The organism is Streptomyces sp. BK79 (genome assembly GCF_044142145.1).
Lineage (GTDB): Bacteria > Actinomycetota > Actinomycetes > Streptomycetales > Streptomycetaceae > Streptomyces.
Genome location: NZ_JBHVOC010000002.1, coordinates 101,275 through 126,466 on the forward strand (window position 1 = coordinate 101,275; position 25,192 = coordinate 126,466).

A 25,192-nucleotide genomic window follows, 5' to 3' on the forward strand; every position below is an offset into this window, starting at 1 on the left:
GCGCGGGGTCTCAGTGGTTGCGGGGGAAGCCCAGGTCCACGCCCGCCGGGGCGTCGGCCGGGTCGGGCCAGCGGGTGGTGACGACCTTGCCGCGGGTGTAGAAGTGCGTGCCGTCGTTGCCGTAGATGTGGTGGTCGCCGAAGAGGGAGTCCTTCCAGCCGCCGAAGGAGTGGTAGCCGACGGGGACCGGGATCGGGACGTTCACGCCGACCATGCCGGCCTCGACCTCCAGCTGGAAGCGGCGGGCCGCGCCGCCGTCCCGCGTGAAGACCGCGGTGCCGTTGCCGAACGGCGAGGCGTTGATGAGCGCCAGGCCCTCCTCGTACGTCTCCGCGCGCAGCACGCACAGCACCGGGCCGAAGATCTCGTCCTGGTAGGCCTTGGCCGTGGTCGGCACCCGGTCCAGCAGGGAGATGCCGATCCAGTGGCCGTCCTCGTGGCCGTCGACCGTGTACCCGGTGCCGTCCAGGACGACCTCGCAGCCCTCGGCCGCCGCGCCCTCGACGTAGGAGGCCACCTTGTCGCGGTGCGCCTTGGTGATGAGCGGACCCATCTCCGACGCCGGGTCGTTGCCGGGGCCGATCTTGATCTTCTCGGCGCGCTCGCGGATCTTCTCGACCAGCTCGTCGCCGACCGCGCCGACGGCGACGACCGCGGAGATCGCCATGCAGCGCTCGCCGGCCGAGCCGTAGGCCGCGCTCACCGCCGCGTCGGCCGCCGCGTCGAGGTCGGCGTCCGGCAGCACCAGCATGTGGTTCTTGGCGCCGCCGAGGGCCTGCACGCGCTTGCCGTTGGCGGAGGCGGTGGTGTGGATGTAGCGGGCGATGGGGGTGGAACCGACGAAGGAGACCGCCTTGACGTCCGGGTGCTCCAGGAGGCGGTCCACGGCCACCTTGTCGCCGTGCACGACGTTGAAGACGCCGTCCGGCAGCCCGGCCTCGGCGAGCAGCTCCGCGATCCGCATCGAGGCCGACGGGTCCTTCTCGCTCGGCTTGAGCACGAAGGTGTTGCCACAGGCGATGGCGAGGGGGAACATCCACATCGGCACCATCGCCGGGAAGTTGAACGGCGTGATGCCGGCGACGACGCCGAGCGGCTGGCGGATCGAGGACACGTCGACGCGGGTGGCGACCTGCGTCGACAGCTCGCCCTTGAGCTGCACGGTGATGCCGCAGGCCAGGTCGACGATCTCCAGGCCGCGCGCGACCTCGCCGAGCGCGTCGGAGTGCACCTTGCCGTGCTCGGCGGTGATCAGCGCGGCGATCTCGTCGCGGTGCGCGTCCAGCAGCGCCCGGAACTTGAACAGGATGGACGTGCGCTGCGCCAGCGAGGACTGACCCCAGGTCAGGTACGCCTCCTTGGCCGCGGCGACCGCGGCGTCCACCTCGTCGACCGAGGCGAAGGCGACCTTGGTGGTGACCTCGCCGGTCGCGGGGTCCGTCACCGGTCCGTACGTGCCCGAGGCGCCTTCGGCGGTCTTGCCGCCGATCCAGTGGTTGACGATGTTCGTCATGACCGAGAACTCCTTCACAGATGGCGGCGACGGGTCGACACGTGCCGTTGGTCCAGCTCACGGGCCGTGACCGGCGACGATCGGGTCGCGGTCGATGTCGATCGGATCGCGGTCGGCGATGATCGGGTCGCGGTGACGGCCATGGGTCCATCCCACCAGCCGGGCGCTCCGGGCGGGCCCGACACTGTGTCTGCGGTTTGGGTGTCCGCGTAGACACGTGGGGCAGTGTCGGCGGCCGGCGACGGGACGGGACGCGGGAACCTCCGGCGCGGGGCCGGTGCGAGCGGGGAGTGGGCACTCGCGCTTCGCTCCTGCCAGGGCGAAGCGGCCTTCCCGCGCCGGAGGCGTTTCGTGGGGGAACCGGCGACGGCGGGAGCGGCCCTCGGGCCCGCGGGAGCGGACTCCGGGCTCCCTGCGACCGGGTCGTGCGCCATCGCGTTCCCCTTCGTACCCGTGCTGCCGTCGTCACGCTCGAGCCCGCCGAGCCCGTAGAGCCCGCCGAGCCCGTGGAGCTCGTAGAGCCGTAGAGCCCGTGGTGGCTGTCCGCCGAGGCGTCTCCCCGGTTTCTAGCCCCGCGCGTGCGGACTGTCAATGTTTTGTCCGGACATTCGGACGACAAGCTCCGGATGGCCGTCCTTCCGCCCTCGCGGGTCACGTCCCGCCCCGGAAGTCAACGCGCCGCGCCTGAACTCCGGCGTACGCCTTCGTGGCACTCGTGTCACAAAGAGCCCCGTCCTGTCACGCGTGTCACACGCACGCGGGTCTTCCGTCACACGCGGGAACGGCCCCTGACCGCCCCGCACCCCGGGTCGTTCACCCGGAACAGGCTTGGTGATCGCCAGCGCAGCGCCCGGCTCCCCCCGGCGGCCGTCCCCGGTCGCCGCCGCGGCGCGCGCGGGGAGGTGCAGTTCGTGACCGACCGAAGGCTCTGGTCCTACAAGGACATCGCGGCCCACATCCGGGTCCAGCCGGACACCGTCCGGTCGTACCGCAAGCACGGGCTGCTGCCCCCACCCGACCACGTGGAGAGCGGGAAGCCCTACTGGTACGCGGACACGATCCGCGCCTGGGTGGCGTCCCGCCCCCGCAACCGGAACCGGTAGCCCGTCCGGGTGGCGGTCTCACGGCCGGACGACCGTCACCCCCGCGCCGGGTGCGGACCCCATCGCCGCGAGGGCCGCCGGGGCCGCGTCCAGTCCGATCGTGGACGTCACCAGCAGGTCGGGCCGGAGCGCTCCCGTGCGGACCAGTTCCAGCATCGGCGGGTAGGCGTGCGCGGCCATGCCGTGGCTGCCGAGGAGTTCCAGCTCCAGGGCGACGGCGCGGGCCATCGGCACCGGCGTGGTGCCCTCCGCCGAGGGCAGCAACCCGACCTGGACGTGCCGGCCGCGGCGGCGCAGGCCGTTCACGGACGCGGCGCAGGTGACGGGCGAGCCGAGGGCGTCGAGGGAGAGGTGGGCGCCGCCGCCGGTGAGGTCGCGGACGGCGCCCGCCGTGTCCGGCACACCGGCCGCGTCCACGCACTCCGCCGCGCCGAACGCCCGCGCCAGCTCCAGCGCCCGGGGCGACACGTCCACGGCGACGACCCGCGCGCCCGAGGCCGCGGCGATCATCACCGCGGACAGGCCGACGCCCCCGCAGCCGTGCACCGCCACCCACTCCCCCGGCGCGACGCGGCCCTGCCGCACCACGGCCCGGAACGCGGTGGCGAACCGGCAGCCGAGCGAGGCGGCCGTCGCGTACGACATGTCCTCGGGGACGGCGACGAGGTTGACGTCGGCGTGGTCCAGCGCGACGTACTCGGCGAAGGAGCCCCAGTGAGTGAAGCCCGGCTGGGTCTGGCGCTCGCACACCTGCTGATCGCCCGCCGCGCACGCCCCGCAGCTCCCGCAGGCGCAGACGAACGGCACGGTGACCCGGTCGCCGGGCCGCCACCCGGCCACCCGGTCGCCGACCGCCTCGACGACACCGGCGAGTTCGTGACCGGGCACGTGCGGGAGCGTGATGCCGGGGTCGTGGCCCTGCCAGCCGTGCCAGTCGCTGCGGCACAGTCCCGTGGCCTCGACGCGGACCACGACGCCGTGCGGCGCGGGCTCCGGGTCGGCCACCTCCCGCACCTCGGCGGGCTCCCCGTACCGCTCGAACACCACCGCGCGCATCCGTCACCCTCACTTCCGGAGCGGAGTTTCCGCCTCCCGCCCCTCATCTCACGGCAGGCCCAGCTGAAGTCATACCCCCTAGGGGTACAGTGGGGGTGAAGGGTCCCAGTCCCCGGAGTCCCCGGCGGATCAGGGGTACCCGCACCGTACGCCCCGACGAGGAGTAACGACATGACCGCCCAGACCGACACCCAGGGCTCCGTCACCACCGTCTACAAGGTGAGCGGAATGAGCTGCGGACACTGCGAGGGCGCCGTCTCCGGCGAGATCTCCGAGATCGCGGGCGTCGGCTCCGTCCAGGCCGTCGCCTCGACCGGCGAGGTCACGGTCGTCTCCGAGGCGCCCCTCGACGACGAGGCCGTGCGCGCCGCCGTGGACGAGGCGGGCTTCGAGCTCGTCGGCAGGGCCTGAGCCCCGGCGCCCGGCGCCTCAGCAGCACCCACAGCCCCTCCGGCCAGGCCGCGCGGTCCGGCCGGACCGTCTGGAGTCCGGACCATGACCAGCACCACCGCGTCCAGCGGCACCACCGCGTCCAGCGGCACCACCCCGTCCAGCGGCCCGACCACGTCCGGCACCGGCGCGGCGGCACCCGCGGACGGGGGCCCGGCCGCCGGGCCGGGCCTCGCCGAGGTCGAGCTGCTCATCGGCGGGATGACCTGCGCCTCGTGCGCGGCCCGCGTCGAGAAGAAGCTCAACCGCATGGACGGCGTCACCGCCACGGTGAACTACGCGACGGAGAAGGCCCGGATCAGCCACCCGGCCACCACCCCGGTCGCCGATCTGATCGCCACCGTCGTCCGGACCGGGTACACCGCCGAGGAACCGGCGCCGCCACCGGAACCCGACGCGGCGGACGTGCCCCGCGAGGACGCCGGCGACGCCGGCGACGCCGAACTGTCCGCCCTGCGCGGGCGCCTGACCGTCTCCGCCCTGCTCGCCGCGCCGGTCGTGCTGCTCGCGATGGTCCCGGCGCTCCAGTTCGACAACTGGCAGTGGCTCTCGCTCACCCTGGCCGCGCCCGTCGTCGTCTGGGGCGGCCTGCCCTTCCACCGCGCCGCCTGGACCAACCTCCGGCACGGTGCCGCCACCATGGACACCCTGGTCTCGCTGGGCACGCTCGCGGCGTTCGGCTGGTCGCTGTGGGCGCTGTTCTTCGGGGACGCGGGCATGCCGGGCATGCGGCACGGCTTCGACCTCACCGTCTCCCGCGCGGACGGCGCCTCCGCGATCTATCTGGAGGCCGCCGCCGGGGTCACCGCCTTCCTCCTCCTCGGCCGCTGGCTGGAGGCCCGCTCCAAGCGCAGCGCCGGGGCCGCGCTGCGGGCGCTGATGGAGCTGGGCGCCAAGGACGTCGCGGTGCTGCGGGGCGGGCGCGAGGTGCGGGTGCCGGTGGCCCGGCTGGCGGTCGGCGACCGGTTCGTCGTACGGCCCGGGGAGAAGATCGCCACCGACGGCGCCGTCGTCGAGGGCGCCAGTGCCGTGGACGCCTCGATGCTGACCGGCGAGTCGGTGCCGGTGGACGTCGGCGTCGGCGACACCGTCACCGGGGCCACGGTCAACGCCGGTGGCCGGCTGGTCGTCGAGGCGACCCGGGTCGGCGCCGACACGCGGCTGGCGCGGATGGCGAAACTGGTCGAGGACGCGCAGAGCGGCAAGGCCGAGGTGCAGCGGCTCGCCGACCGGATCTCCGGCGTCTTCGTGCCCGTCGTCCTGCTGATCGCGGCCGCCACCTTCGGCGGCTGGCTGGGCGCCACCGGCGACACGGTCGCCGCGTTCACCGCCGCCGTCGCCGTACTGATCATCGCCTGCCCGTGCGCGCTGGGCCTGGCCACGCCGACCGCGCTGATGGTCGGCACGGGCCGGGGCGCCCAGCTCGGCATCCTCATCAAGGGACCCGAGGTGCTGGAGTCCACGCGGCGCGTCGACACGGTCGTCCTGGACAAGACCGGCACCGTCACCACGGGCCGCATGACCCTGCACGAGGTGTACGCCGCCGAGGGCACCGACGAGGCGGAACTGCTGCGGCTCGCGGGCGCCGTCGAGCACGCCTCCGAGCACCCCGTCGCCCGCGCGATCGCGACCGGCGCCGAGGAGCGGAGAGGCGCGCTGCCCGGCGTCGAGAACTTCGAGAGCATCCCCGGACGGGGCGTCCGCGGGCGCGTGGAGGGCCGTGAGGTGGCCGTGGGGCGCCTCTACGACGTGCTGCCGCCCGAGGTGTCCCGCGCCGCGGAAGCGGCCGAGAGGGCCGGCCGGACGGCCGTCGTCGTCGGCTGGGACGGCGCGGCGCGCGGTGTCGTGGCCGTGGCGGACGCGGTGAAGGAGACCAGCGCCGAGGCGGTGGCCGAGCTGCGCCGGCTGGGTCTGGCCCCGATCCTGCTGACCGGGGACAACCGGCGCGTCGCCGAGGCCGTCGCGGCGGCGGTCGGCATCGACGAGGTGATCGCCGGGGTGCTGCCCGAGGACAAGGTCGCCGTGGTGGAGCGGCTGCGGGCCGAGGGCCGCACCGTCGCCATGGTCGGCGACGGCGTCAACGACGCGGCCGCGCTCGCCACCGCCGATCTGGGGCTGGCGATGGGCACGGGGACGGACGCGGCGATCGAGGCGGGCGACCTGACGCTGGTGCGCGGCGACCTGCGGGTGGCTGCCGACGCGATCCGGCTGTCCCGGCGGACCCTGTCCACGATCAAGGGCAATCTCGTGTGGGCCTTCGGCTACAACGTGGCGGCGCTGCCGCTGGCCGCCGCCGGGCTGCTGAACCCGATGATCGCGGGGGCGGCGATGGCCTTCTCCTCGGTGTTCGTGGTGACCAACAGCCTGCGGCTGCGCGCGTTTCGCTGAGGTCTCGATGCCCGGAGCCTCTGGAGTCCGGCACGTCCCTCACATAAGCTCTTCACAAGGCTCGCGCATCTTCCTTACGCTTGGGTCCCGGTCGGCGTATCGGGGCTCTTGCGCACCTAACGGACATATGCAAGAGACGCAGATCACAGTGATGCGAACGTAACCATCGAAGGGGCTCGAAGGTCTAAGTTGGCGATGTCAGGCAGCGTCTTGGGGGGCGCCACCTGGCGTCTGGGGATGTCTTGGGGGACTTTCCCAGAGCTGCGTTGCCGGGGCACGTACACCGGGAAGCTTTGAGCGGCCCTCCCGGTCGTGCGCTGTCCCGGCAGACCGCACACCACAGCAGTGACCAACAGCGGTAACCAGCACCACCCAGTAGTACGGCGAGTTCTGCTCGTTGTGCTCAACACAGCGATTCAGGCGCTGTCCTCACAGACGCCCGGCCGGATCCCGTGGGGGGAATCCGCACCGGGACATGGGAAGGCGCCCTGGTTCGCCGGCCCGTGGGGGGACCGGCGCCAGGGCGCCTTTCGCTGTTCCGCCCCGGGACGCGGCACGCGCGAAGGCCCCGTACGCGACGCCGTTGCCGTCGCGTACGGGGCCCACCAGCCTCGAAGAGGGCGCTCAGCGCTCCTCGACCGGCACGAAGTCGCGCTCGACGACGCCCGTGTAGATCTGGCGCGGGCGGCCGATGCGGGAACCCGGCTCCTTGATCATCTCGTGCCACTGGGCGATCCAGCCCGGCAGCCGGCCGAGGGCGAACAGGACCGTGAACATCTCGGTCGGGAAGCCCATGGCCCGGTAGATCAGGCCGGTGTAGAAGTCGACGTTCGGGTAGAGGCTGCGCGAGACGAAGTAGTCGTCGGAGAGCGCGTGCTCCTCCAGCTTCAGGGCGATGTCCAGCAGCTCGTCGGACTTGCCGAGGGCGGAGAGCACGTCGTGCGCGGCGGCCTTGATGATCTTGGCGCGCGGGTCGAAGTTCTTGTAGACCCGGTGGCCGAAGCCCATCAGGCGGACGCCGTCCTCCTTGTTCTTCACCTTGCGGATGAAGGAGTCGACGTCACCGCCGGCGTCGCGGATGCCCTCCAGCATCTCCAGCACCGACTGGTTGGCGCCGCCGTGCAGCGGGCCCCAGAGGGCGTTGATGCCGGCGGAGATCGAGGCGAACATGTTCGCCTGCGAGGAACCGACCAGGCGGACCGTGGAGGTCGAGCAGTTCTGCTCGTGGTCCGCGTGCAGGATGAGGAGCTTGTCGAGCGCCGCGACGACCGTCGGGTCCAGCTCGTACTCCTGGGCCGGCACCGAGAACGTCATGCGCAGGAAGTTCTCGACGTAGCCGAGGTCGTTGCGCGGGTAGACGAACGGGTGGCCGATCGACTTCTTGTACGCGTACGCCGCGATCGTCGGGAGCTTCGCGAGCAGCCGGATCGTGGAGAGGTTGCGCTGACGCTCGTCGAACGGATTGTGGCTGTCCTGGTAGAACGTCGACAGGGCCGAGACCACCGACGACAGCATGGCCATCGGGTGGGCGTCGCGCGGGAAGCCCTTGTAGAAGTTCTTGACGTCCTCGTGCAGCAGGGTGTGCTGCGTGATCTCGTTCTTGAACGCGGTGAGCTCGTCGACGGTCGGCAGCTCGCCGTTGATCAGCAGGTAGGCGACCTCCACGAACGAGGAGCGCTCGGCCAGCTGCTCGATCGGGTAGCCGCGGTAGCGGAGGATGCCCGCCTCGCCGTCCAGATACGTAATGGCGGATTTGTAGGCGGCGGTGTTGCCGTAACCGCTGTCCAGCGTGACCAGACCGGTCTGGGCGCGGAGCTTCCCGATGTCGAAGCCCTTGTCGCCGACGGTGCTGTCGATCACCGGGTAGGTGTACTCGCCATCGCCGTACCGCAGTACTACAGAGTTGTCGCTCACGTCTTCCCTCACCGACGTAGTGCCTCATCTTCGAGGTGCCCTGACTGTCTCTACCATCCCCCACTTGGCTCAGGAGAGTGCACTCGGGGTCGACCATCGGGCCTATCGGCGGCACTCAGTGCCGCCAACTTCCTCATCCTGCCCCCTCCCCTTCCCTTCCGGAAGTGCTCTGTGACCTTTGCGACTCGTTTGATCGATCATTTTTTTCACAGGGGTCACGAGGTTCACCGGAAAGCCTGTGGGTCAGGAGCCCGCCAGCCGGAAGTCGAGCGCCGTGCAGCGGCGTCCGGCGGACACCGTGCGCACCGCCTGTCCGATCGCCTTGCGGGAACCGACGAGGACGACCAGCTTCTTGGCCCGGGTGACCGCCGTGTAGAGCAGGTTCCGCTGGAGCATCATCCAGGCTCCGGTCGTCACCGGGATCACCACGGCCGGGTACTCGCTCCCCTGGGAACGGTGGATGGTCACCGCGTAGGCGTGAGCCAGTTCGTCCAGTTCGTCGAATTCGTACGGAACCTCCTCGTCCTCGTCCGTCAGTACGGTGAGGCGCTGGTCCACCGGGTCGAGTGAGGTGACCACGCCGACGGTGCCGTTGAAGACGCCGTTCTCACCCTTCTCGTAATTGTTGCGAATCTGGGTGACCTTGTCGCCGACCCGGAAGACACGACCGCCGAACCTCTTCTCCGGCAGGTCCGGGCGGCCGGGGGTGACGGCCTGCTGGAGCAGCCCGTTCAGCGCGCCGGCGCCGGCGGGGCCCCGGTGCATGGGGGCGAGCACCTGCACGTCCCGGCGCGGGTCCAGCCCGAACTTCGCGGGGATGCGGCGGGCCGCGACGTCCACCGTGAGCCGGCCCGCCTCCTCCGTGTCGTCCTCGACGAAGAGGAAGAAGTCCTTCATGCCGTCGGTGAGCGGGTGCTGCCCGGCGTTGATCCGGTGCGCGTTGGTGACGACCCCCGACTGCTGGGCCTGGCGGAAGACGCGGGTGAGGCGGACGGCGGGGACGGGGCTGCCGGGGGCCAGCAGGTCCCTGAGCACCTCCCCCGCGCCGACGCTCGGCAACTGGTCGACGTCCCCGACGAAGAGCAGGTGGGCGCCCGGCGGTACGGCCTTGACCAGCTTGTTGGCCAGGAGCAGGTCCAGCATGGACGCCTCGTCGACCACCACGAGGTCGGCGTCGAGCGGCCGGTCCCGGTCGTAGGCGGCGTCACCGCCGGGCTTGAGCTCCAGCAGGCGGTGGACCGTGGACGCCTCGGCGCCGGTCAGCTCGGCGAGGCGCTTGGCGGCGCGGCCGGTCGGGGCGGCGAGCACCACCTTCGCCTTCTTCGCGCGGGCCAGCTCCACGATGGAGCGCACGGTGAAAGACTTGCCGCAGCCGGGACCTCCGGTGAGGACGGCGACCTTCTCGGTGAGGGCGAGCCTCACCGCGGCCTCCTGCTCGGGCGCGAGGTCGGCGCCCGTACGGCCCTTGAGCCATCCGAGTGCCTTGTCCCAGGCCACGTCCCGGAAGCCGGGCATCCGGTCCTCGTCCGTCCGCAGGAGGCGGCGCAGCTGGGCGGCCAGGGCCAGCTCGGCGCGGTGGAAGGGGACGAGGTAGACGGCGGTGACGGGGTCGCCGCCCTGCGGGTCGGGGACCTTCTCGCGCACGACGCCGGGGTCCTCGCCGTCCTCCGGTTCGGCGGCCAGCTCGGCGAGGCACTCGATGACGAGGCCGGTGACCACCTGGAGCAGCTTCACCGCGTCGGCGATGAGCTTCTCCTCGGGGAGGTAGCAGTGGCCCTGGTCGGTGGCCTGCGACAGGGCGTACTGGAGGCCCGCCTTCACCCGCTCCGGGCTGTCGTGGGGGATGCCGACGGACTGGGCGATCTTGTCGGCGGTGAGGAAGCCGATGCCCCAGACGTCGGCGGCGAGGCGGTAGGGCTGGTTCTTCACGACGGAGATCGAGGCGTCGCCGTACTTCTTGTAGATGCGCACGGCGATGGACGTCGACACCTCGACGGTCTGGAGGAAGAGCATGACCTCCTTGATCGCCTTCTGCTCTTCCCACGCGTCGGCGATCTTCTTGGTCCGCTTGGGACCGAGGCCGGGCACCTCGATGAGGCGCTTGGGCTCCTCCTCGATGATCTGGAGCGTGTCCACACCGAAGTGCTGGGTGATCCGGTCGGCGAAGACCGGCCCGATGCCCTTGACCAGACCCGAGCCGAGATAACGCCGGATGCCCTGGACGGTGGCCGGGAGGACGGTCGTGTAGTTTTCCACGTGGAACTGCTTGCCGTACTGCGGGTGCGAGCCCCAGCGGCCCTCCATGCGCAGGGACTCCCCCGCCTGCGCGCCGAGCAGCGCGCCGACGACGGTCAGCAGATCGCCGGCGCCTCTGCCGGTGTCGACGCGGGCGACCGTGTAGCCGTTCTCCTCGTTGGCGTACGTGATCCGCTCCAGGACGCCTTCGAGGGTGGCGAGCCGCCGCTCACCGGGGGCGGCCTCGGACTGGTTGGGCATGATCCGACGGTACCGGTGGGGTGTGACAGGGGGCAGCCGGGAGCGGCTTCTCCGTAGGGTTGCGCCATGGACTACGCCAGGATGCGCGCCATCGCCGCAGACCTCGGGGCGTACGCGGAGCGGCTCGATGGAACCTGGCTGGGCGAGATCGGGGACTCGACACAGGTCCTGGCCTGCGTCGAGATCGTCTCACCGTCCAACCCGGGCAACGACTACGACGAGAAGCTGTCCGACTACCCGGCCATGGGCATCCCGCTCCACATGATCGTCGACCCCCGCACCGGCACGATCCAGGTGCACTCCGAGCCGTGCCAGGGTCGCTACAGCCGCAAGGAGCCGTACATCTTCGGCGACACGGTGCCCTTCGGGCCGTGGACGGTGGAGACGTCGGAGTTCCGCAGGTACGGCAAGGAGGGTTAGTCGCGGGGCGACTGCGCCTTGAGTACCTCTAGGAAGGTGACGAACGTCTTCGCCGGGAAGGTGAGGGTGGCTCGGGTGGGGGCCTTGCTGTCGCGGACGGCTACGTGAGTGGTCGACGTCGCTATCTCCACGCACTCGTTGCCGTCGCCCGGGCCGGAGTAGGACGACTTGCGCCAGGTGTCCACGCTGCTCAGAGCTCCTTCGTCAGCCGGTGGATGAAGTCACGCGACTGTCCGGGGTCGAGTGATGCGGACTCCACCTTACGAAAGCTCGTTCGATAGGTAGTGAGCTGAGCCTCGGAGTCGATGAAGGCCGAGCCGTGCAGCGCGTCACGGACCACGGTGTCCAGCTTGGGCAGGGGGCCGCCCACGTACGTCATCGCGCTGGAGGCGCTCGCGAAACCGTCCAGGTCGAAGGGGATGACGCGCACGGTGACGTGGTCCGCCTCGGAGAGTTCCAGGAGCCTCGCGAGTTGGGCCCTGGAGGTGGCACGGTCGCCGACTCTGATGCGGAGTGCCGCCTCATGGATCACCGATTCGTAGGGGACGACGGATCTTTGGCGCGCTTCACGATGCCGGATACGCAACTCGATCTCTTCAGCGGTCAGTTCCGGAAGCCTGGCGGAGAAGACAGCGCGCGAGTAGTCCTCGGTCTGGAGCAACCCCGGCACATACAGGATTGCCACGTGGCGGAGATAGCGGGCGTGGTGCTCCAACTCGGAGAGATCCAGGAACGACGTGGGCAGCAAGCCCCGATACTCCTCCCACCAGCCGTTCGTCCGCTCGACGGCCATCGCTACGAGTGCGTCGACGAACGCCGCATCAGTACAGGCGTAGTGGGATGCGAGGCGACGGACCCGTTGCTCACTCACACCCGCGAGGGCGGACTCGATGTGAGTGATCTGAGCGGGCGCCACACCGAGCAGTTCCGCCGCCTGGCGGGAGTTGAGCCCTGCCGCCTCGCGGAGTCGGCGCAGTTCGGTTGCCAGCCGCAGCTGGCGCGCCGTCGGTTCGCGCCTCTTCACCATCGACTCGCCCTCTCCACACGTTCGTTGATGCGACTCATTTGACGTCAGATTACGCGATCGACTTGCAGCGTCCCTAAATTTAGATTTACCGTCAGTGACGCGACGCACACCGTGCGACACCGGGTCACCGGAAGCGCACCGCCCCGTCCTGCCATGACGGCTGCGGCAATGACACCGGGACCGCCTTCGACTCCCCTCCTTCGAAACGGAGTTCCGCATGCCCGAGACCGAGTCCTGGGAGTACTCCCTGTACATCCCCAACGACCTCCGCGCGGTGACCGTCAGTCGTCGCACCCTGCGGCTGATCCTGACCATGCACGGACTGATCCGGCTGGTCGATGTCGCCGAGCTGCTCGCGACGGAGCTGGTCTCCAACGCCGTACGGCACACCAAGGGGCCCGCCGCCCTCCGCATCCGGTGGTCGCCGCCGGGGACGCTGCGGATCGGGGCGTGGGACGCGGACCCGGAGCCGCCCGAGCCGCCGGCGCGGTTCGAGCGGGTGGAAGAGCTGGAGGAGGGGCGGGGGCTGGCGCTGGTGCGGGCCTGCGCGGACGTGTGGGGGTGGCATCCGCTGGCCCGGCACGGCAACCGGGGGAAGTACGTATGGTGCGAGCTGACCGCCGCCTGACCGCACCAGAGACCCCCGCCCCTCGCAGCGCGATGACACTCACCGGCCAACCGCCCACCTCCCGCTCATCCGAGCGGGCCAAGTACAGCATCGCTCCAGATGTTCGCGGTTGAGCGACAGGACGCACTCCTCCCGCCCGGCCTAGACGGCCACGCACGTCGCGACTTCGCCCGCTTGACGGGCAGCCTGTCGGCTGCCTAACGTTATAGGCAGCCGATGGGCTGCATGTCAGAGGGGCGGAGATGGACGAGGTCTTCAAGGCACTGGCCGACGTCAGCCGGCGGCGGCTGCTGGACAGCCTGAACGCGCGCAACGGGCAGAGCCTGCGTGAGCTGTGCGCCGGGCTGGACATGGCCCGGCAGTCGGTCAGCAAACACCTGGCGCTGCTGGAGGCGGCCCACCTGGTCACCACCGTCCGGCGGGGCCGGGAGAAGCTGCACTACCTCAACGCCGAACCGATCAACGCCATCGCCGAACGCTGGATCAGCCGTTACGACCGGGAGCGGGTGCACGCACTCGCCGACCTCAAGCAGGCGCTGGAGGACACCGCCATGGACAGCGACGCCTTCGTCTACACGACCTACATCAGGACCACGCCGGAGAAGCTGTGGCAGGGGTTGACCGACCCGGCGTTCACCCGGCGCTACTGGGGGCTGGAGTTCGCCACCGACTGGGCGGCCGGGTCGCCCGTGGTGTGGAAGGAGCGGGCGGCCGAGACCGCCGACCCCGAGCAGGTCGTGCTCGAGTCCGACCCGCACCGGCGGCTGTCGTACACCTGGCACACCTTCACGCCACAATGGGCCGAGGCGAACGGGATCGACGACGAGACCCTCGCCAAGCTCTCCGCCGAGCGGCGGTCGAAGGTCACGTTCGACATCGAGGACCTCGGCGGCGGATCGGTGAAGCTGACCGTCGTCCACGACGGGTTCGAGCCCGGCAGCACCGCCCGTGAGATGGTTCAGCACGGCTGGCCCGCCCTCCTGTCCAGCCTCAAGACGCTGCTGGAGACCGGTGAGACGCTTCCGGACCCCCGGTAAACCATCCAGTTCACCGGCGCAGGGCCGTTTCCCGGCGCATGTGCGCCAGCTTCTCGGGGTTGCGGACGGCGTAGAGGCCGGTGATGCGGCCGTCGTCGAAGCGGACCGCGACCACGGTGTCGAGTTCGCCGTCGAGGTGCACGACCAGGGCCGGGTAGCCGTTGACCTGGGCCGGTCCCAGCGACACCGCGGCGGACTGCTTGACCAGGCCGCCGAGCACGAGGCGGGCCACCTTGTCGGCCCCCGTGACCGGCCGCAGCACCGCCTGCTTGATGCCGCCGCCGTCGCCCAGCAGGACCACGTCCGGCGCGAGGATGCCGAGCAGGCCCTGGAGGTCGCCCGTCTCCACGGCCCGCTGGAAGGCGGCGAGCGCGGACCGCGATTCGGCGCGGGAGACGGCGCCGCGCGGCCGGCGGGCCGCGACGTGCGCGCGGGCCCGGTGCGCGATCTGCCGGACGGCGGCGGGGCTCTTGTCGACGGCCTCGGCGATCTCGTCGTAACCGAGGTCGAACACCTCGCGCAGCACGAACACCGCCCGCTCGGTCGGCGTCAGCGTCTCCAGGACCAGCATCATCGCCATCGACACGCTGTCGGCCAGCTCGACGTCCTCGGCCACGTCGGGCGTGGTGAGCAGCGGCTCGGGCAGCCAGGAGCCGACGTAGGACTCCTTGCGGCGGCCGAGGGTGCGCAGCCGGTTGAGCGCCTGGCGGGTGGTGATGCGGACCAGGTAGGCGCGCCGGTCGCGCACCGTGGCGAGGTCGACGTCCGCCCAGCGCAGCCAGGTCTCCTGGAGGACGTCCTCCGCGTCGGCGGCCGAACCGAGCATCTCGTAGGCGACGGTGAAGAGCAGGTTGCGGTGGGCGACGAAGGTCTCGGTGGCGCCGTCCCGTTCGTGTCCACTGGGCTCGCTGGTCACCGGCTTCTCCCGTTCGTTCGGTCTGGGCGGTGTCACGCGCACGGGACACCGGCCGTCGCCGCCGTGTGACACCCGACGCCGGTGGTCCACGTCACGTCGGTGGGCCGTCACAGGGGGCGGGCCGTCGGCGTCTCGTGTTCGTCACTGAGGCACCGAGAGCGAGGACCAGATCATGGACTCCCGATTCAACCTGTTCGAGAACGAGATCGGCGGCAGGTTCGCCAAGCGGTTCGCGGGCACCGCCATGGTGCTCCACCAGTCGTCGCTGCCGCGGTCCACGCAGGAGCTGATGTCGCTGCGCGCCAGCCAGATCAACGGCTGCGGTCACTGCGTCGACATGCACGTCAAGGAGGCGGCGGCCGCCGGTGAGAGCGCGGTGCGGCTCCACCTGGTCGCCGCCTGGCGCGAGGCCACGGTGTTCACCGAGGCCGAGCAGGCCGCGCTGGCGCTCACCGAGGAGGGCACCCGGCTCGCCGACGCCCACCAGGGCGTGTCCGACGAGACCTGGGCGCGGGTACGCAAGCACTACGACGACGACCAGACCGCCGCGCTGGTCTGCCTGGTCGCCCTCATCAACGCGGCCAACCGGATGGCCGTGATCACGCACCAGAAGGGCGGCTCCTACGAGGCGGGGATGTTCACGGCCGCGCTCGGCGACTGAGCCGCGGCGACCGTTTCCGGCCTGCTTCCTGCCCGGCCCGGGGTCTTCCACCACCCCGGGCCGGGCCGCCGCCGTGTCCGGTCCGGACACCGGAGCCTTCGGTCACGATTGGGTTGCGGCCCCTGGCTCCCCTCTTGCCATCCGCCCGTGTAATCGTTTCCAATCCTCCGTGTAATCGATTCCACGAGGAGGTGGAACGACGATGGCGAGCATCAAGGACGTCGCCGCCGAGGCGGGTGTCTCCGTCGCGACGGTCTCGCGCGCGCTCAACGGTCATCCGTCGGTCAGCGCCGCCGCCCGCGCCCGCGTGCTGGCCGCCGTCGAGACGCTGGGCTACCGCCCCAACGCCGTCGCCCGGTCGCTGCGCACCGACCAGACCCGCACGCTCGGCCTGGTCATCAGCGACGTCATGAACCCGTACTTCACCGAACTGGCCCGCTCCGTCGAGGAGGAGGCCCGCGCGCTCGGCTACAGCGTCATCATCGGCAACGCCGACGAGCGGCCCGACCTCCAGGACCACCACGTCACGACGCTGCTGGACCGCCGTATCGACGGGCTGCTGGTCTCGCCCACCGACGGCGGCTCCCCGCGCATGCTGGACGCCGCGCGGGCCGGGACGCCGATGGTCTTCGTCGACCGGTGGATCCCCGGCGTGGACGTGCCCGTGGTGCGGTCGGACGGGCGGGCGGCGGTGCGGGACCTGGTCGCGCACCTGCACGGACTCGGGCACCGGCGGCTCGCGATCATCGCCGGGCCCGCCGCCACCACGACCGGCCGCGAGCGCGTGGACGCCTTCCGCGAGGCGCTGGGCGCCTACGGGCTCCCGCTGCCCGACGCCTACATCGGCCAGGGCGACTTCCAGGCGGAGAGCGGGCGGCGGGTCACCGAGGGGTTCCTCGACCTGCCCGAACCGCCCGAGGTCGTCTTCGCCGCCGACAACCTGATGGCGCTCGGCGCGCTGGACGCCGTACGGGCGCGCGGGCTGCGGGTCCCCGAGGACATCGCGCTCGCCGCGTTCGACGACATCCGCTGGTTCGTGCACACCGACCCGCCGATCACCGCGGTCGCCCAGCCCACGGGCGACCTCGGGCGGGCCGCCGTACGCGCGCTGGTCGACCGGATCGCGGGGCGGGCGGGCGAGTCCGTCACCCTCCCGGCGCGGCTCGTCGTGCGCCGGTCGTGCGGCGAGGCCGCCACCCCGCACGATCCCACCCCGCGAGATCCCGCCCCGCAGGATCCGTCCCCCTCCCCCGTACGAAGGAGTACGCCGTGAGCAGCCGCAGTCCGGACGAGTTGCTGCGCATCGAGGGCATCCGCAAGACCTTCCCCGGCGTCGTCGCGCTCGACAGCGTCGACTTCGACCTGCGCCGGGGCGAGGTGCACGTGCTGCTCGGTGAGAACGGCGCGGGCAAGAGCACCCTCATCAAGATGCTCTCCGGCGCCTACACCCCCGACGCCGGGCGGATCCTGGCCGGCGGCGAGGAGGTGCGCATCCACGGTGCGCAGGACTCCGAGCGGCTCGGGATCGCCACCATCTACCAGGAGTTCAACCTCGTCCCGGACCTGACGGTCGCCGAGAACATCTTCCTGGGACGCCAGCCGCGCCGGTTCGGGATGATCGACCGGAAGAGGATGGAAGCCGACGCCCAGGTGCTGCTGGAGCGGGTGGGGGTCACGGTCTCCCCGCGGGCGCGGGTCCGTGAACTGGGCATCGCCCGGCTCCAGATGGTCGAGATCGCCAAGGCGCTCAGCCTGGACGCGCGCGTGCTCATCATGGACGAGCCGACCGCCGTACTGACCTCAGAGGAGGTCGAGAAGCTGTTCGCCATCGTGCGGCGGCTGCGCGAGGACGGCGTCGGGATCGTGTTCATCACGCATCACCTGGAGGAGATCGCCGCCCTCGGCGACCGGGTCACCGTCATCCGGGACGGCAGGAGCGTCGGACAGGTGCCCGCCTCCACCCCTCAGGACGAGCTGGTACGGCTCATGGTCGGGCGGTCGATCGAGCAGCAGTACCCGCGTGAACGCACCGGCGCCGGCGAGCCGTTGCTCAGGGTCGAGGGGCTGACCCGGGACGGGGTCTTCCACGACGTCGGGTTCGAGGTGCGGGCCGGTGAGGTCGTCGGCATCGCGGGTCTCGTCGGCGCCGGGCGGACCGAGGTCGTGCGGGCGGTGTTCGGCGCCGACCCGTACGACTCGGGGACCGTGCACGTCGCGGGCGCGCCGCTGCGGCGGCACGACGTGAACGCCGCGATGGCCGCCGGGATCGGGCTCGTGCCCGAGGACCGGAAGGGGCAGGGACTCGTCCTCGACGCGTCCGTCGAGGAGAACCTCGGGCTGGTGACGCTGAAGTCGTCCGCCCGCGCGGGGCTCGTCGACCTCAAGGGACAGCACGAGGCGGCCGGGCGGATCGCCGGGCAGCTCGGCGTGCGGATGGCCGGGCTCGGGCAGCACGTGCGGACCCTGTCCGGCGGCAACCAGCAGAAGGTCGTCATCGGCAAGTGGCTGCTGGCCGACACGAAGGTGCTCATCCTCGACGAGCCGACGCGCGGCATCGACGTCGGCGCCAAGGTCGAGATCTACCAGCTGATCAACGAGCTGACGGCGGCCGGTGCGGCCGTGCTCATGATCTCCAGCGACCTGCCCGAGGTGCTCGGCATGAGCGACCGGGTGGTGGTCATGGCGCAGGGGCGGGTCGCCGGCGAACTCCCCGCCGAGCGGGCCACGCAGGACGCCGTGATGGCGCTCGCCGTCAGCACCCCCCACACCGACGAAACCGGAACGGAGGCCTCCCGTGGCCACTGACACGCTCAAGGGCAAGCCGGGCGCGCAGGGCGCCTCGGGCGGCGTGCGCCGCCTGCTGCTGGAGAACGGCGCGCTGACCGCGCTGATCGTCCTCGTCGTCGCCATGTCGGCGCTGTCCGGGGACTTCCTGACCGCCGACAACCTGCTGAACGTCGGCGTCCAGGCCGCCGTCACCGCGATCCTCGCCTTCGGCGTCACCTTCGTCATCGTCTCGGCGGGCATCGACCTGTCGGTCGGCTCGGTCGCCGCGCTGTCGGCGACCGTGCTGGCGTGGAGCGCGACCGAGGCCGGGGTGCCCGTCGTGCTCGCGGTGCTGCTGGCCGTCGCGACCGGCATCGCGTGCGGCCTGGTGAACGGTTTCCTCATCTCGTACGGGAAACTGCCGCCGTTCATCGCGACGCTCGCCATGCTGTCGGTGGGGCGCGGTCTGTCGCTGGTCATCTCGCAGGGCTCGCCCATCGCCTTCCCGGACTCGGTCTCCCACCTCGGCGACACGCTCGGCGGGTGGCTGCCGGTGCCGGTGCTCGTGATGATCGTGATGGGGCTGATCACCGCGTTCGTCCTCGGACGCACCTACATCGGCCGCTCCATGTACGCCATCGGCGGCAACGAGGAGGCCGCGCGGCTGTCCGGGCTGCGCGTGAAGCGGCAGAAGCTCGCCATCTACGCGTTCTCCGGGCTGTTCGCCGCCGCCGCGGGTATCGTCCTCGCCTCCCGGCTCTCCTCCGCGCAGCCGCAGGCCGCGCAGGGCTACGAGCTGGACGCCATCGCCGCCGTCGTCATCGGCGGGGCGTCGCTGGCCGGCGGTACCGGCAAGGCGTCGGGCACGCTGATCGGCGCGCTGATCCTCGCGGTGCTGCGCAACGGCCTCAACCTGCTGTCGGTCTCCGCGTTCTGGCAGCAGGTCGTCATCGGTGTCGTCATCGCGCTCGCGGTGCTGCTGGACACGCTGCGGCGCAAGGCGGGCGCGACCACGCCGGCGGCCGGGACGTCCGGCGGGGGGAACCGGGGCAGGCAGGCACTGACGTACGTCGTCGCGGCCGTCGTCGCCGTCGCCGTGGTCGGCGCGACCTCGCTGCTGCACAGCGGGTCGTCGGACGGGAAGACCCAGAAGATCGGCCTGTCGCTGTCGACGCTCAACAACCCGTTCTTCGTGCAGATCCGGGACGGGGCCGAGGAGCGGGCGAAGAAGCTGGGCGTGGACCTCACGGTCACGGACGCCCAGAACGACGCCTCCCAGCAGGCCAACCAGCTGCAGAACTTCACCAGCGAGGGCCTGTCCTCGATCATCGTCAACCCGGTGGACTCCGACGCCGCGGGCCCCTCGGTGCGCTCGGCGAACAAGGACGACATCCCCGTCATCGCCGTGGACCGCGGCGTCAACAAGGCCGACACGTCCGCGCTGGTCGCCTCCGACAACGTCGAGGGCGGTGAGCTGGGCGCCAAGGCGCTCGCCGACAAGCTCGGCGGCAAGGGCACCATCGTCATCCTCCAGGGCCAGGCCGGCACCTCCGCCAGCCGGGAGCGCGGGGCGGGCTTCGCGGCCGGGCTCAAGCGGTACCCGGGCATCAAGGTCGTCGCCAAGCAGCCCGCGGACTTCGACCGCACCAAGGGCCTGGACGTGATGACCAACCTGCTCCAGGCGCACCCCGACATCGACGGCGTCTTCGCGGAGAACGACGAGATGGCGCTCGGCGCGATCAAGGCGCTGGGCTCCAAGGCCGGGAAGTCCGTGCAGGTCGTCGGCTTCGACGGCACGCCCGACGGGCTGAAGGCGGTCCAGGCGGGCACGTTGTTCGCCTCCGTGGCGCAGCAGCCCAGGGAACTGGGCAGGATCGCCGTGGAGAACGCGTTGCGCGCCGCCGACGGCGAGAAGACGGAGAAGATGGTGAAGGTGCCGGTGAAGGTCGTCACCAAGGAGAACGTGGCCGGCTTCGAGGGCTGACACGGGCAGGGCGGCGCACGCGCTGGGGCTCACTCGGACGCAACTGGGACGCAACCCGGGTGCACTCGGATCGGAGAGCGATTCATGTACGACTACGACCTCCTGGTCGTGGGGTCGGCCAACGCCGACCTGGTGATCGGTGTCGAGCGGCGGCCGGGGGCCGGGGAGACGGTGCTCGGCTCCGACCTGTCCGTCCACCCGGGCGGCAAGGGCGGGAACCAGGCGGTCGCCGCCGCCCGGCTCGGCGCCCGTACGGCCCTGCTGGCCCGGGTCGGCGACGACGACCACGGCCGGCTGCTGCTGGACTCGCAGCGGGCGGCCGGCGTCGACACGGTCGGCGTGCTGGTGGGCGGGGCGCCGACCGGCGTCGCGCTGATCACCGTCGACCCGTCGGGGGACAACAGCATCGTGGTCTCGCCCGGCGCCAACGGCCGCCTCGCCCCGGGTGACGTCCGGGCCGCCGCGAGCCTCTTCCACGCCTCCCGCGTGGTCTCCACGCAGTTGGAGATCCCGCTGGAGACGGTGGTGGAGGTGGTCCGGAGTCTGGCGCCGGGCAGCCGGTTCGTGCTGAACCCGTCGCCGCCGCGCCCGCTGCCGGGGGAGGTGCTGGCGGCCTGCGACCCGCTGATCGTGAACGAGCACGAGGCCAAGGTGATCCTCGGCGACGCCCACGTGGGCGAGCGCCCCGAGGACTGGGCCCGCGTCCTGCTGGCCAAGGGACCGCGTTCGGTGGTCGTGACCCTGGGTGCCGAGGGCGCGCTGGTGGCGTCGGCGGCCGAGGGGGTCCGCCGGGTGCCGTCGGTGAAGGTGGACGCCGTGGACACCACGGGCGCGGGCGACGCGTTCACCGCGGCGCTGGCGTGGCGGCTGGGCACGGGCGAGTCGCTCGTCGAGGCGGCGGCGTACGCGGCGCGGGTCGGCGCGGCGGCCGTCACGAAGCCCGGGGCGCAGGAGTCGTACCCGACGGCCGCGGAGGCCGAGGCGCTGTGAAGAAGGCCGGGATACTCAACCGCCGGCTCGCCGGGGCCCTCGCCGGACTCGGACACGGTGACGGTGTGCTGGTCTGCGACGCGGGCATGCCCGTCCCCGACGGGCCGCGCGTCGTCGACCTGGCCTTCCGTGCCGGGGTCCCGTCGTTCGCCGAGGTCCTGGACGGCCTGCTGGAGGAGCTGGTGATCGAGGGCGCGACGGCGGCGACGGAGGTGCGGGACGCCAACCCGGAGGCCGCCGCCCTGCTCGACGAGCGCTGCCCCGCGCTCGAACTGGTCCCGCACGAGCGTCTGAAGGCCCTGTCGGCGGGCGCCCGCCTGATCGTCCGCACCGGCGAGGCCCGCCCGTACGCGAACGTACTGCTGCGCTGCGGGGTCTTCTTCTGACGGGAAAAGCTTCGAAGGGGTCCGGTCGTCGACCGGACCCCCTCGGGCTTCCCTCCCCTTTTCCCTCCCCGATCAGAACCCCCGCGATCCCCCCGGATCCCCCACCGGGGTGTCCTGATGCCATGTACGACCCGTCAGGCCGCGCAACGGTTGCACGGGTTACCGGAATTTATTTCTCCGCGCCCGCGCCCGCACCTCCGCCCCCGCCCCCCACGTGTGCGGCGAACCGCGCGGCCGTCTCGGCGAGGACCTCGCGCCCGTCCCGCGCCCACAGCCCCTCGTTGAACAGCTCGACCTCGATCGCGCCGGTGTATCCGGCCGCCTCCACGTACCCCTGCCACTCCCGCATGTCGATCGCGCCGTCCCCGATCTGACCGCGGCCGTTGAGGACGCCCTCGGGCAGCGGGGTGGTCCAGTCGGCGAGCTGGAAGGTGTGGATCCGGCCGCCCGCCCCGGCCCGGGCGATCTGCGCCGGCGCCCGGTCGTCCCACCAGATGTGGTACGTGTCGACGGTGACGCCGACCTGGTGCGCCGGGAAGCGTTCGGCGAGGTCCAGGGCCTGGGTGAGGGTGGAGACCACGCAGCGGTCGGCGGCGTACATCGGGTGCAGTGGCTCGATGGCGAGGCGCACGCCGTGCTCCTCGGCGTACGGGGCCAGCTCGGCGAGCGCGTCGGCGATGCGTTCGCGGGCGGCGCGCAGGTCCTTGTCGCCGGCCGGGAGACCGCCCGAGACCAGGACCAGGGTGTCGGTGCCGAGGGCGGCGGCCTCGTCGACGGCCCGGCGGTTGTCGGCCAGGGCCCGCGCCCGCTCGCCGGCGTCGGTCGCCGTGAGGAAGCCGCCGCGGCACAGGGTGGTGACGGTCAGGCCCGCGTCGCGGACCAGCTTGGCCGCCGCCTCGACGCCGTACGCCTGGACCGGTTCGCGCCACAGTCCGACGTTGCCGACGCCTAGCTCGCGGCAGGCGGCGGTCAGTTCGGGCAGGGAGAGCTGCTTGACCGTCATCTGGTTGACGCTGAAACGCGCGAGATCGCTCACTGGTCCACTCCGTACAGCGACAGCAGGGTCCGCATCCGCTCCTCGGCCGTCTTCGGGTCGGGGAACAGGCCCAGTTGGTCGGCGAGTTCGTAGGCGCGGGCGAGGTGCGGCAGCGAGCGGGCCGACTGGAGGCCGCCGACCATCGTGAAGTGGCTCTGGTGGCCCGCGAGCCAGGCCAGGAACACCACGCCCGTCTTGTAGTAGCGGGTGGGGGTCTGGAAGAGGTGGCGGGAGAGCGCGACGGTGGGGTCGAGGAGGGCGCGGAAGCCCTCCGTGTTCCCGGTGTCCAGGACGCGCACCGCCTCGGCGGCCAGCGGGCCCAGCGGGTCGAAGATGCCGAGCAGGGCGTGGCTGAAGCCCTGCTCGTCCCCGGCGATCAGCTCCGGGTAGTTGAAGTCGTCGCCGGTGTAGCAGCGCACGCCCTGCGGGAGGCGGCGGCGCAGGTCGACCTCGCGCCGGGCGTCCAGGAGGGAGACCTTGATGCCGTCGACCTTGTCGGGGTGGGCGGCGATGACCTCCAGGAAGGTGTCCGTCGCCGCGTCGAGGTCCGACGAGCCCCAGTAGCCCTGCAGGGCCGGGTCGAACATCGGGCCGAGCCAGTGCAGGACGACCGGTTCGGCGGCCTGGCGCAGGAGGTGGCCGTAGACCTCCAGGTAGTCGTCCGGGCCCTGCGCGGTCGCGGCCAGGGCGCGGGAGGCCATCAGGATGGCCTGGGCGCCCGACTCCTCGACGACGGCGAGCTGCTCCTCGTAGGCGGCCCGGACCTCGGCGAGGGTGGTGCCGGTGGTCGTGGTCAGCTGGTCGGTGCCGACGCCGCAGGCGATACGGCCGCCGCACGTCCTCGCCTCGGCGGCGGAGCGGCGGATCAGCTCGGCGGCTGTGGCCCAGTCCAGGCCCATGCCCCGCTGGGCGGTGTCCATCGCCTCGGCGACGCCGAGCCCGTGGGACCACAGGTGGCGGCGGAAGGCGAGGGTGGCGTCCCAGTCGACGGCGGCGGGGCCGTCGGGGGTGGTGTCCGCGTACGGGTCGGCGACGACGTGCGCCGCCGAGAAGACCGTACGGGAGGTGAAAGCGCTTCCCGTGCCGAGGGCGAGGGGGTCGGTGCGGGGCTCGTAGGCGCGTACGGTGCCGTCGGCGTCCGGCAGGTGGAGGGTCACAGGGCGATCTCCGGGACGTCGAGGCGGCGGCCCTCGGCCGAGGACCTCAGGCCCAGCTCGGCGAGCTGGACGCCGCGGGCGCCGGCCAGCAGGTCCCAGTGGTAGGGCGCGTCGGCGTACACGTGCTTGAGGAACAGCTCCCACTGGGCCTTGAAGCCGTTGTCGAAGTCCTGGTTGTCGGGGACCTCCTGCCACTGGTCGCGGAAGACCTCGGTGGCGGGGATGTCCGGGTTCCAGACCGGCTTGGGCGTGGCGCTGCGGTGCTGGACGCGGCAGTTGCGCAGGCCCGCGACGGCGGACCCCTCGGTGCCGTCGACCTGGAACTCGACGAGTTCGTCGCGGTTGACGCGCACCGCCCAGGAGGAGTTGATCTGGGCGATCGCGCCGCCGTCCAGTTCGAAGACGCCGTACGCGGCGTCGTCGGCGGTGGCGTCGTAGGGCTTGCCGTTCTCGTCCCAGCGCTGCGGGATGTGGGTGGTGGCGAGGGCGTGCACGGACTTCACGCGGCCGAACAGCTCGTGCAGGACGTACTCCCAGTGCGGGAACATGTCGACGACGATGCCGCCGCCGTCCTCCGCGCGGTAGTTCCAGGAGGGGCGCTGGGCGTCCTGCCAGTCGCCCTCGAAGACCCAGTAGCCGAACTCGCCGCGCACGGACAGGATCCGGCCGAAGAAGCCGCCGTCGATGAGGCGCTTGAGTTTGAGCAGACCCGGGAGGAAGAGCTTGTCCTGGACGACGCCGTGCTTGACGCCGGCGGCGTTCGCCAGGCGGGCCAGCTCCAGGGCGCCGTCGAGGCCGGTGGCCGTCGGCTTCTCGGTGTAGACGTGCTTGCCCGCGGCGATCGCCTTCGTGATCGCCTCCTCGCGGGCCGAGGTCACCTGGGCGTCGAAGTAGATGTCCACGGTGGGGTCGGCGAGGACCACGTCCAGGTCCGTGGAGACGTGCTCCAGGCCGTGCCGGTCGGCCAGCGCCCGCAGGGCGTGCTCGCGGCGGCCGACCAGGACCGGCTCCGGCCACAGCACGGTGCCGTCGCCGAGGGCGAGGCCGCCCTGTTCGCGCAGGGCCAGGATGGAGCGGACGAGGTGCTGGCGGTAGCCCATGCGCCCGGTCACACCGTTCATGGCGATACGCACCGTCTTGCGTGTCACGTCATTCCCTTCGGTACGAGCAATGCGAGGAGGAGTTCAACCATGCAGCAAGCGCTTTCTATACGCTACGAAGCTAGCCTGTGGACGGTGGTCTGGACAAGACCGTGTTCCGGGCG

The 25,192-nt window shown here is 71.6% G+C and carries 22 protein-coding genes; 12 read left to right on the forward strand and 10 right to left on the reverse strand.

Annotated elements, in window-relative coordinates:
- Positions 1-10 precede the first annotated feature (10 nt).
- Positions 11-1,513, reverse strand: a complete 1,503-nt coding sequence (gene mmsA / locus ACFIF2_RS02500; protein WP_395570778.1) for a CoA-acylating methylmalonate-semialdehyde dehydrogenase — start codon at positions 1,511-1,513, stop codon at positions 11-13.
- Positions 1,514-2,424: 911 nt separating this feature from the next.
- Here mmsA and ACFIF2_RS02505 point away from each other — a divergent pair.
- The gene (locus ACFIF2_RS02505; RefSeq protein ID WP_395570779.1) at positions 2,425-2,616 is read left to right on the forward strand and encodes a helix-turn-helix transcriptional regulator; all 192 of its coding nucleotides are present in this window, start codon (positions 2,425-2,427) and stop codon (positions 2,614-2,616) included.
- An 18-nt stretch (positions 2,617-2,634) separates the two neighbouring features.
- Here ACFIF2_RS02505 and ACFIF2_RS02510 read toward each other — a convergent pair whose 3' ends face one another.
- The gene (locus tag ACFIF2_RS02510) at positions 2,635-3,672 is read right to left on the reverse strand and encodes a zinc-dependent alcohol dehydrogenase family protein (protein ID WP_395570780.1); all 1,038 of its coding nucleotides are present in this window, start codon (positions 3,670-3,672) and stop codon (positions 2,635-2,637) included.
- 171 nt (positions 3,673-3,843) lie between these two features.
- Here ACFIF2_RS02510 and ACFIF2_RS02515 point away from each other — a divergent pair, with 171 nt between their 5' ends.
- Together ACFIF2_RS02515 and ACFIF2_RS02520 are read left to right on the forward strand one after the other, a co-directional pair.
- Positions 3,844-4,083, forward strand: coding sequence for a heavy-metal-associated domain-containing protein (locus ACFIF2_RS02515; RefSeq protein ID WP_395570781.1), 240 nt, complete (start codon positions 3,844-3,846; stop codon positions 4,081-4,083).
- An 84-nt stretch (positions 4,084-4,167) separates the two neighbouring features.
- Positions 4,168-6,510, forward strand: a complete 2,343-nt coding sequence (locus tag ACFIF2_RS02520; protein ID WP_395570782.1) for a heavy metal translocating P-type ATPase — start codon at positions 4,168-4,170, stop codon at positions 6,508-6,510.
- A gap of 624 nt (positions 6,511-7,134) precedes the next feature.
- Here ACFIF2_RS02520 and ACFIF2_RS02525 read toward each other — a convergent pair.
- Together ACFIF2_RS02525 and ACFIF2_RS02530 are read right to left on the reverse strand one after the other, a co-directional pair.
- Positions 7,135-8,424, reverse strand: a complete 1,290-nt coding sequence (locus ACFIF2_RS02525) for a citrate synthase (protein WP_310873321.1) — start codon at positions 8,422-8,424, stop codon at positions 7,135-7,137.
- A 243-nt stretch (positions 8,425-8,667) separates the two neighbouring features.
- Positions 8,668-10,920: an ATP-dependent RecD-like DNA helicase gene (locus tag ACFIF2_RS02530; protein ID WP_395570783.1), complete on the reverse strand. Its 2,253-nt coding sequence runs from the start codon at positions 10,918-10,920 to the stop codon at positions 8,668-8,670.
- A 66-nt stretch (positions 10,921-10,986) separates the two neighbouring features.
- Here ACFIF2_RS02530 and ACFIF2_RS02535 point away from each other — a divergent pair, with 66 nt between their 5' ends.
- On the forward strand, positions 10,987-11,340 hold the full coding sequence (locus ACFIF2_RS02535; RefSeq protein WP_395570784.1) for a Uma2 family endonuclease: 354 nt from the start codon (positions 10,987-10,989) through the stop codon (positions 11,338-11,340).
- Here the strand turns inward: ACFIF2_RS02535 and ACFIF2_RS02540 are convergent.
- A complete protein-coding gene (locus ACFIF2_RS02540; RefSeq protein WP_395571036.1) occupies positions 11,337-11,534 on the reverse strand; it encodes a DUF397 domain-containing protein in 198 nt (65 codons plus the stop codon). The two genes, ACFIF2_RS02535 and ACFIF2_RS02540, sit on opposite strands and share 4 nt — an antisense overlap.
- Positions 11,531-12,367, reverse strand: a complete 837-nt coding sequence (locus ACFIF2_RS02545) for a helix-turn-helix domain-containing protein (RefSeq protein ID WP_395570785.1) — start codon at positions 12,365-12,367, stop codon at positions 11,531-11,533. Before ACFIF2_RS02545 ends, ACFIF2_RS02540 begins: the two co-directional genes overlap by 4 nt.
- A gap of 217 nt (positions 12,368-12,584) precedes the next feature.
- On the opposite strand from ACFIF2_RS02545, the gene ACFIF2_RS02550 reads away from it, so the two are divergent.
- A complete protein-coding gene (locus ACFIF2_RS02550; RefSeq protein ID WP_395570786.1) occupies positions 12,585-12,995 on the forward strand; it encodes an ATP-binding protein in 411 nt (136 codons plus the stop codon).
- A 242-nt stretch (positions 12,996-13,237) separates the two neighbouring features.
- Positions 13,238-14,032: an ArsR/SmtB family transcription factor gene (locus ACFIF2_RS02555; RefSeq protein WP_395570787.1), complete on the forward strand. Its 795-nt coding sequence runs from the start codon at positions 13,238-13,240 to the stop codon at positions 14,030-14,032.
- A gap of 10 nt (positions 14,033-14,042) precedes the next feature.
- Here the strand turns inward: ACFIF2_RS02555 and ACFIF2_RS02560 are convergent, their stop codons facing one another.
- Positions 14,043-14,948 (reverse strand): RNA polymerase sigma-70 factor, encoded by a 906-nt coding sequence (locus ACFIF2_RS02560; protein WP_395570788.1) that lies wholly within the window; start codon positions 14,946-14,948, stop codon positions 14,043-14,045.
- A gap of 172 nt (positions 14,949-15,120) precedes the next feature.
- Here ACFIF2_RS02560 and ACFIF2_RS02565 point away from each other — a divergent pair, with 172 nt between their 5' ends.
- The 6 genes from ACFIF2_RS02565 (at position 15,121) to rbsD (ending at position 21,735) form a co-directional block, all read left to right on the forward strand.
- Positions 15,121-15,609 carry a carboxymuconolactone decarboxylase family protein gene (locus ACFIF2_RS02565; RefSeq protein ID WP_395570789.1) on the forward strand — a complete coding sequence of 163 codons (489 nt, stop codon included), beginning with the start codon at positions 15,121-15,123 and terminating at the stop codon, positions 15,607-15,609.
- 202 nt (positions 15,610-15,811) lie between these two features.
- Positions 15,812-16,882: a LacI family DNA-binding transcriptional regulator gene (locus ACFIF2_RS02570; RefSeq protein WP_395570790.1), complete on the forward strand. Its 1,071-nt coding sequence runs from the start codon at positions 15,812-15,814 to the stop codon at positions 16,880-16,882.
- Complete coding sequence (locus ACFIF2_RS02575; RefSeq protein WP_395570791.1) at positions 16,879-18,414, forward strand: sugar ABC transporter ATP-binding protein; 1,536 nt, start codon at positions 16,879-16,881, stop codon at positions 18,412-18,414. Before ACFIF2_RS02570 ends, ACFIF2_RS02575 begins: the two co-directional genes overlap by 4 nt.
- Entirely contained in the window at positions 18,404-20,359 is a 1,956-nt protein-coding gene (locus tag ACFIF2_RS02580) for a substrate-binding domain-containing protein (protein ID WP_395570792.1), read from the forward strand. The genes ACFIF2_RS02575 and ACFIF2_RS02580 overlap by 11 nt, the downstream gene beginning before the upstream one ends.
- 84 nt (positions 20,360-20,443) lie before the next feature.
- A complete protein-coding gene (locus ACFIF2_RS02585) occupies positions 20,444-21,349 on the forward strand; it encodes a ribokinase (RefSeq protein ID WP_395570793.1) in 906 nt (301 codons plus the stop codon).
- A complete protein-coding gene (gene rbsD, locus ACFIF2_RS02590; RefSeq protein ID WP_395570794.1) occupies positions 21,346-21,735 on the forward strand; it encodes a D-ribose pyranase in 390 nt (129 codons plus the stop codon). Before ACFIF2_RS02585 ends, rbsD begins: the two co-directional genes overlap by 4 nt.
- Before the next feature lie 169 nt (positions 21,736-21,904).
- Here rbsD and ACFIF2_RS02595 read toward each other — a convergent pair whose 3' ends face one another.
- Genes ACFIF2_RS02595 through ACFIF2_RS02605 form a run of 3 tightly spaced genes read right to left on the reverse strand, consistent with a single transcriptional unit; the run spans position 21,905 to position 25,076 of the window.
- The gene (locus ACFIF2_RS02595; protein ID WP_395570795.1) at positions 21,905-22,771 is read right to left on the reverse strand and encodes a sugar phosphate isomerase/epimerase family protein; all 867 of its coding nucleotides are present in this window, start codon (positions 22,769-22,771) and stop codon (positions 21,905-21,907) included.
- A complete protein-coding gene (locus tag ACFIF2_RS02600; RefSeq protein ID WP_395570796.1) occupies positions 22,768-23,928 on the reverse strand; it encodes a dihydrodipicolinate synthase family protein in 1,161 nt (386 codons plus the stop codon). The genes ACFIF2_RS02595 and ACFIF2_RS02600 overlap by 4 nt, the downstream gene beginning before the upstream one ends.
- Positions 23,925-25,076 (reverse strand): Gfo/Idh/MocA family protein, encoded by a 1,152-nt coding sequence (locus tag ACFIF2_RS02605; RefSeq protein WP_395570797.1) that lies wholly within the window; start codon positions 25,074-25,076, stop codon positions 23,925-23,927. Before ACFIF2_RS02605 ends, ACFIF2_RS02600 begins: the two co-directional genes overlap by 4 nt.
- Positions 25,077-25,192 lie beyond the last annotated feature (116 nt).